The 6,735-nt window shown below is 28.8% G+C and carries 7 protein-coding genes; all 7 read right to left on the reverse strand.

Going from position 1 to position 6,735, the window contains the following annotated elements; all coding sequences use genetic code 11:
* Nucleotides 1–26 precede the first annotated feature (26 nt).
* The 7 genes from E6A48_RS07890 to E6A48_RS07920 all read right to left on the reverse strand — a co-directional run bounded on the left by E6A48_RS07890 (nt 27) and on the right by E6A48_RS07920 (nt 6,691).
* Nucleotides 27–935: a dihydrodipicolinate synthase family protein gene (locus E6A48_RS07890; RefSeq protein WP_219709495.1), complete on the reverse strand. Its 909-nt coding sequence runs from the start codon at nt 933–935 to the stop codon at nt 27–29.
* 16 nt (nt 936–951) lie between these two features.
* Entirely contained in the window at nt 952–2,436 is a 1,485-nt protein-coding gene (locus E6A48_RS07895) for a tripartite tricarboxylate transporter permease (RefSeq protein ID WP_219709498.1), read from the reverse strand.
* Between the two features lie 18 nt (nt 2,437–2,454).
* Nucleotides 2,455–2,901 carry a tripartite tricarboxylate transporter TctB family protein gene (locus E6A48_RS07900; RefSeq protein ID WP_219709500.1) on the reverse strand — a complete coding sequence of 149 codons (447 nt, stop codon included), beginning with the start codon at nt 2,899–2,901 and terminating at the stop codon, nt 2,455–2,457.
* 69 nt (nt 2,902–2,970) lie between these two features.
* Nucleotides 2,971–3,921, reverse strand: a complete 951-nt coding sequence (locus E6A48_RS07905) for a Bug family tripartite tricarboxylate transporter substrate binding protein (RefSeq protein ID WP_219709501.1) — start codon at nt 3,919–3,921, stop codon at nt 2,971–2,973.
* 20 nt (nt 3,922–3,941) lie between these two features.
* Entirely contained in the window at nt 3,942–5,216 is a 1,275-nt protein-coding gene (locus E6A48_RS07910) for a TRAP transporter large permease (RefSeq protein ID WP_219709503.1), read from the reverse strand.
* Nucleotides 5,213–5,674, reverse strand: coding sequence for a TRAP transporter small permease (locus tag E6A48_RS07915; protein WP_219709505.1), 462 nt, complete (start codon nt 5,672–5,674; stop codon nt 5,213–5,215). The genes E6A48_RS07910 and E6A48_RS07915 overlap by 4 nt, the downstream gene beginning before the upstream one ends.
* A gap of 24 nt (nt 5,675–5,698) precedes the next feature.
* The gene (locus E6A48_RS07920) at nt 5,699–6,691 is read right to left on the reverse strand and encodes a DctP family TRAP transporter solute-binding subunit (protein ID WP_219709507.1); all 993 of its coding nucleotides are present in this window, start codon (nt 6,689–6,691) and stop codon (nt 5,699–5,701) included.
* Between the last annotated feature and the right edge of the window lie 44 nt (nt 6,692–6,735).

Consider the following 6,735-nt stretch of genomic DNA (forward strand, 5'->3'; position numbering starts at 1 on the left):
TATAAATAGGGCTATATTGTGTAATTTTAAAGATTTAGTAATTTCAATAAGTCGTTTTTCAAATCTTTTAAGCTTTCTATCTCTAATTTCTCTAAACTATTTAAAGGATGATTCAAAACTCTAGTATAATCTTCTATATTAAGATTTTCTATATTACCCATATAATATTTAGCATTTGTAGGATAATTTTGTTTTTCTATATATGATGTCATAAGTAAGAAATTCTCTAAGCTTTTAGCTTCACTAGAATTATAATCCAAATTAAATAATTTAACATATAAATCAGGATAGAAATTAGCCATAACCCCACTATAACCATAATATCCAAGTCTTAAAGAATATAATAAAGAACTAGCATTAGCATTATATAATTTCAAATTACTTCCTTTACATATTTCTGCTCTTCTTTTAATAATTTCTAAATTACAGCATGTATCTTTTATAAATGTAAATCTTCCATTCTTTACTAATTCTTCCATTATTCTATCACTAAGCACTCTTTTATAAGGATATGGACATTCATATATACCAAATTCAACATCATCATCTATACTGTCTATTACTTTTTTCATATTATTGAGCCATATATCATCATCTTCATAAGAAGCAGCAAAACGATTACTAACAAAAACCAAAGCCTTTACATTTGTTTTAGCTATAGCTTTCATCTCTTCTATTTGAGCATCTATAGATGAACTAATATGACCAGATGCTACAACTTCTAATCTGTTATTAGATTTTTCTACTACAAATTTGGCTAAATTAATTCTTTCAGAAAGCGACATATTAAACATTTCGCTTGACTGACAAACGGCAAATACTCCATCACAACCGTTATCAATATACCATTCTATAATTTGTGCAACTCCATCATAATCTATATCTCTATTTTTATTAAATGGAGTTATCATTGTAGGATAAATTCTTCCTTTCATAACAATAACCTCTTTATCAATTATTTTGTTTTTTTTCTTTTAATTTATTTATTATAATTGGCAACATCAAAGTGATAATAGATAATAATATTAAAATTACGCTGATAGGTCTAGTAAAGAATATACCCGCATCACCATTTGACATAATCAACGAACGTCTTAAATTATTTTCTACCATTGGTCCCAATATAATTCCTAATATCATTGGTGATAATGGAAATTTAGCTTTTATCATAAAAAATCCTATTATTGAACTTACTAATAAAACAACTAAATCCATTATATTATTATTAATAGCAAAAGAACCTAATACACATAAAGCTAATATAATAGGTATTAATATATATCTAGGCACTTTAGTTACTTTTACAGAAAATCTTATACCTAATATTCCTATTATAAGCATAAATATATTTGCAACGAAAAGACCTATGAATATAACATATACTTGTGGCAAATTGTCTTTAAACATCAAAGGTCCAGGCTGTAACCCCTTACTCATAAAAGCACCTATTAATATTGCAGTTACAGAATCTCCAGGAATTCCTAATGATAGTAAAGGCACCATAGCTCCACCAGTAACAGCATTGTTTCCAGCCTCAGGAGCAGCAATTCCTTCCACACAACCTGTACCAAATTTTTCAGGTTCCTTAGAAAATCTTTTTGTTTCGTTATATGATACAAAAGCAGCAATATCTCCACCCGCTCCTGGTATAGCACCTATTATAGTACCCAAAATTCCAGAACGAAGCATAGGTATAGCTATTTTTTTTATCTCATTTCTTTTTGGTAAAATATCAGTAATCTTTGCATTGCTTACTATATTAGTAATTTCATTTTCAGATAATGATATAAATATAGGAGCACAAGCAAATACTCCTATTAATACAGGTATAAAAGAAATTCCTCCAGATAAATATACAGAACCAAATGTAAATCTTAAATATCCCGTAAATGGGTCTAATCCCACAACAGATATTATTAATCCTAATAAACAAGAAATAAATCCTAATAATATAGATTTACCAGATATTCCAGAAATAATACTCAAACCAAATAAACCTAAAGTAAAATATTCAGGTGCTCCAAATTTAAGAGCGAATTTAGCTAAAAGCGGTGCCATCCATATAAGCATTATACAACTTATAATCCCTCCTGTAAAAGAGGCAAATGTTGATATAAATAAAGCCTTTCCCCCTTCACCTCTTTTGGTCATAGGATAACCTTCTATAACAGTACAAGCAGATGCAGGAGTTCCAGGAGTATTCAATAATATTGCAGATATAGACCCACCATAAACACTACCTATATATACTCCTAATAACATTAAAATACCAGATAAACCATCTATTTTAAATGTAATTGGAAATAATAAAGCAACTCCCATAGTTGAGCTTAAACCAGGTAAAGCACCTATAACTATTCCCACAAAAACGCCAACAAAGGTAAATAGAAGAGAAACAGGCTGAATAACAGTCAAAAATGAATTCAATAATTCCATATATAATATCCTCTAAAATCAAATTGGTACATTCAATATAATTACAAATAAAAAATATAATATAGCAGTAGAAGCAATGTTTATTATAGATAAAATAATAAAATTATGTTTGTTCTTATCTGCCAATAAATAAAAACTAGATATTACAAAGAATATTATAGTAGATATAATAAATTGTAAAAAAGGAAGCATTATAATATATAGAACATAGGATGCAAATACTATAAGAACCTTATTGTTGAAAAAATAAACTGTATCATTATTTGATTTTACAATAGTTTTTATAGCCAATATAGCAGATGATAAAAACAATAAAGAAAAAATTATTGTAGGATAAAATGATGGCTTCATAGAAAAAATAAGAGAAGCCTCATTTCCAAATGTAGGCAATTTGGAAGATAAATAAATACCAACTGCTGATATAAAAATAAAAAACAAACTTAAAATAATATTTAGCTTTTTCAATATAAAATCCTTTTATTAATGATAATACAGCTGCATTTTTTATACAGCTGTATTTTTTAGAAATATTAATTATTTTAAAGATTCTAAAACAGATTTATACAAATCATTATCTTCTTTAAGAACTTCATCTACATTTTCCATATTAATAGGCATAATTAAACCTTGACTTTCTAAGAAGCTTGTAAACTCTTCATCAGCAGCAGCTTTAGTAAATACATCTTTCCAATAATCATATATATCATCAGGTGTTTTAGCAGGCAATACCATTAAAGCCCAAGCTCTTATTGTAAATGGTTCTATATTAGCTTCTTCAACTATAGTTGGTAAATCTGGGAAAAGAGGTGAGCGTTCTTCTGTAAGTATAGCTAAGCTTTTTAAAACATTTGCATCAACTTGTGTTTTAACGTTAGCAGGTCCTACTGTTGTAGCATCAATATGACCACCTACCAAAGCAGCAACAACATCAGCACTGCCGCCTTCATAAGGTACTATAGTAAATTCCAATCCTAAACTATCTTGAAGAAGTAAAGCAGCTATATACCATATAGAATTAACCCCTGTAGTTCCTACTTTTAATTCTCCTGGATGTGCTTTAGCATAATCTATAAACTCTTTTAAATTTGAAAAACGAGTATCATTCGCTTTTATAGTTAAAACACTAGGCTCTCCAATAGTAAAAGCTAAAGGTCTGAAAGCTGTATAATCTACTGGCATTTGTCCAACATGTGGTAAAATAACAGATTCAACAGTAATAGCACCAAGTGTATAACCATCTGCTTTTGAATTTGCTATAGCCGCAGTTCCTACAGCAGTAGCAGCACCAGGTCTATTCTCAGCAATAAAATTTGCTTTACTATATTTTTTAGCAATATCAATTATACCTCTAACGCTTCTATCAGTTCCACCTCCAGCAGCATTAGGTATTATAACCCTAACATCCTTACTAGGAAATTCTTTTTGATTTGCTGAACATGATAATATGAATATAATACTTATAAATAAAACAACTATTTTCTTCATTTTATATACTCCTTAATTTTTTAATTAAATATAGTTGGTAAAAGCAAAGTAATGACAGGTACATAAGTTACTAATAATAATACTATCAATAATGGTATTAAAAATGGGAATGTAGCTTTAGATACTCTGTCAAAAGGAACACCTGCTATATTTGCCGTTACAGATAAAACTACTCCAACAGGAGGAGTTATAGTTCCTATCATAAGATTTAATATTACAATAATACCAAACTGCACAGGGTCTATACCCAAAGAAAGAATAACAGGATTAAATACAGGAATTAATATTAACATTGCAGCAGTTGCTTCCATAAATAAGCCTATAAATAATAAAAATACATTAATTAAAAAAAGTATTATTATTGGGTTAGAGCTTATTTGAAGTAGATGTTCACCTGCCATTTGAGGTATTTTAGCTATAGTTAAAGTATATCCAAAAGACATAGCAGTCATAACCAATCCCAAAACAACCCCATTAGTAGAAACTGTACCAAGCATAAGTTTTGGAAGTTCTTTTATATCAAATTCTTTATATACAAATAATCCTAAAATAAGTGCATAAAAAGCAGCAACAGTTGCCGCTTCTGTTGGGGTAAATACTCCTCTTACTATACCTACTAATAATATAACAGGAGCCATTAAAGCCCAAAATGCATCAATAAATGCTTTAAATAATACTTTAAATCCTTGCCATTTTTGATATGGATAATTGTTTTTTCTAGCCTTATATTCAACCATTATCATCAATGCTATACCCATTAATATACCTGGTATTAGTCCTGCCATAAAAAGTTTACCTATTGAAGTTTCTGATTGTGCACCATATATTATCATAGGTAAAGATGGTGGTATTATAGGTCCTATAGTTGATGAAGCGGCAGTAACTGCACATGAAAAATCATCATCATACCCAGCTTTTCTCATAGATTCTATTTCTATTGTACCAAGACCTCCTGCATCAGCAACAGCAGCTCCACTCATACCAGCAAATATCATACTAGCAACTACATTAGCATGACCTAATCCTCCACGTAACCAACCAACTAAAACATCAGCAAATTTAAATATTCTGTTTGTTACTCCTGAAAAATTCATTATATTTCCCATCAATATAAAGAATGGTGCCGCCAAAAGAGGAAATGAATTTGCTGCCATAGAAATCTTTTGAGGTATAATAACTAAATTAGCATCTGTCAAAATAACATATAATAGGGAAATAGAGCCCAAAGATAAATATAAAGGTACCCCTATAAATATTAATATTAGCCACAATATCAATAATATAAACATTGTCATATTTTGCACTCCAATTTAATAAAGTTAAATAATTTTACTATAGCATATAAAGCCAATATCAAACTTACAATCGGTATAATTGCATATACAACAGCAAAACTGATAGGCAATGTTGATGCTTTGAAAAGTGCTCCTTGCTTCATTAAAAGAATAGATAAATATCCTAAAAATAATGAAAATACTAAACTTAATAATTGTATAAAAATAAAAACAAAAAATTTTATTTTCTTTGGGAGCATATCATAAAAAATATTAACCCTTATATGCGAATCGTATCTAGTGCCATAAGTCCAGCCTATCATAGAAACCCATACAAATAAATATCTTGCAAACTCTTCTGTCCATTTTAATGGCATATTCAAACAATATCTAAAAAATACCTGTAATAATATTATTATAAAGAGGATAAACATCATTATGACAGAAGAAATATCTATTATTTTTTCTAATATTTTCATGAAATGCTCCCAAATAATTTTTTATTATTTTTGTGCTTCTCTTATTCTATCAAATAAACCAGCACCCCATTTGTTTTCTAATTGAGCTGGAACAGTATTTAATACTGCATTTCTAAACTCTTCTACATTTGGAGTAATAACTGTAACACCTTCTTTTTCAAAAGTAGATATTAAAGAACTTTCTAATTCTCTAATTTCATTATTATGTATTTCTATATTTTTCTTTATTACATCAAGTATTATCTTTTGGTCGCTTTCTGATATTTTTTTCCATACGCTTTCATTAATTGTAACTATTCTTGCTGTGATTATATGTCCTGTTAATATTAAATATTTTTGAACTTCATAAAATTTGCTTGAATTGATAGTAGGAAGCGGATTTTCCTGACCATTAACTACATTTTGTTTTAATGCTAAATATAGTTCATTAATATTCATAGGAGTAGGTTTAGCTCCCCAAGCTTCTGCCATTGCTATATACATTTGAACTTCAGGAACACGTATTTTTAAATTAGCAACATCTGCAAGAGAACGAACTTCTTTATCAGATGTAGTTAAATGTCTATAACCATAATATGTAGTTCCTAATATACGTATATTTCCACTTTCTATAAGTTTTTGATTAAATTCTTCAATTATAGGACCATTAACAACCTTGTCAAAACTTTCTGGGCTATCCCAAATATATGGAGCTTCTAAAATTTCTAAAGATGGTAGCATTTGATATTGTGCTACACCTTCTGTTAACATGTCTTGTGCTCCTAAAGATAATGCTTCTACCATTTCTTTAGATGCTCCTAATTGACCACCTGTATAAACTTCTACTTTAACTCTTCCTTCTGTTTGCTCTGTTATTTCTTTAGCTGATCTTATTGCCATTTGTGCAGAAGGGTGGGATTCAGGTAATGTTTCACCCCACTTTATCACGATAGCATTGTCACTTGATTTATTAGTACAACTTGCTAAAAATAAGAATGATACTAATAAAATACTAATACTTGTTATTTTTTTAAACATAATTATGCTCCATAAAAATATTTTAGCTATATTAATAATAGTAT

The organism is Brachyspira pilosicoli (assembly GCF_019402445.1).
Taxonomy (GTDB): domain Bacteria; phylum Spirochaetota; class Brachyspiria; order Brachyspirales; family Brachyspiraceae; genus Brachyspira; species Brachyspira pilosicoli_B.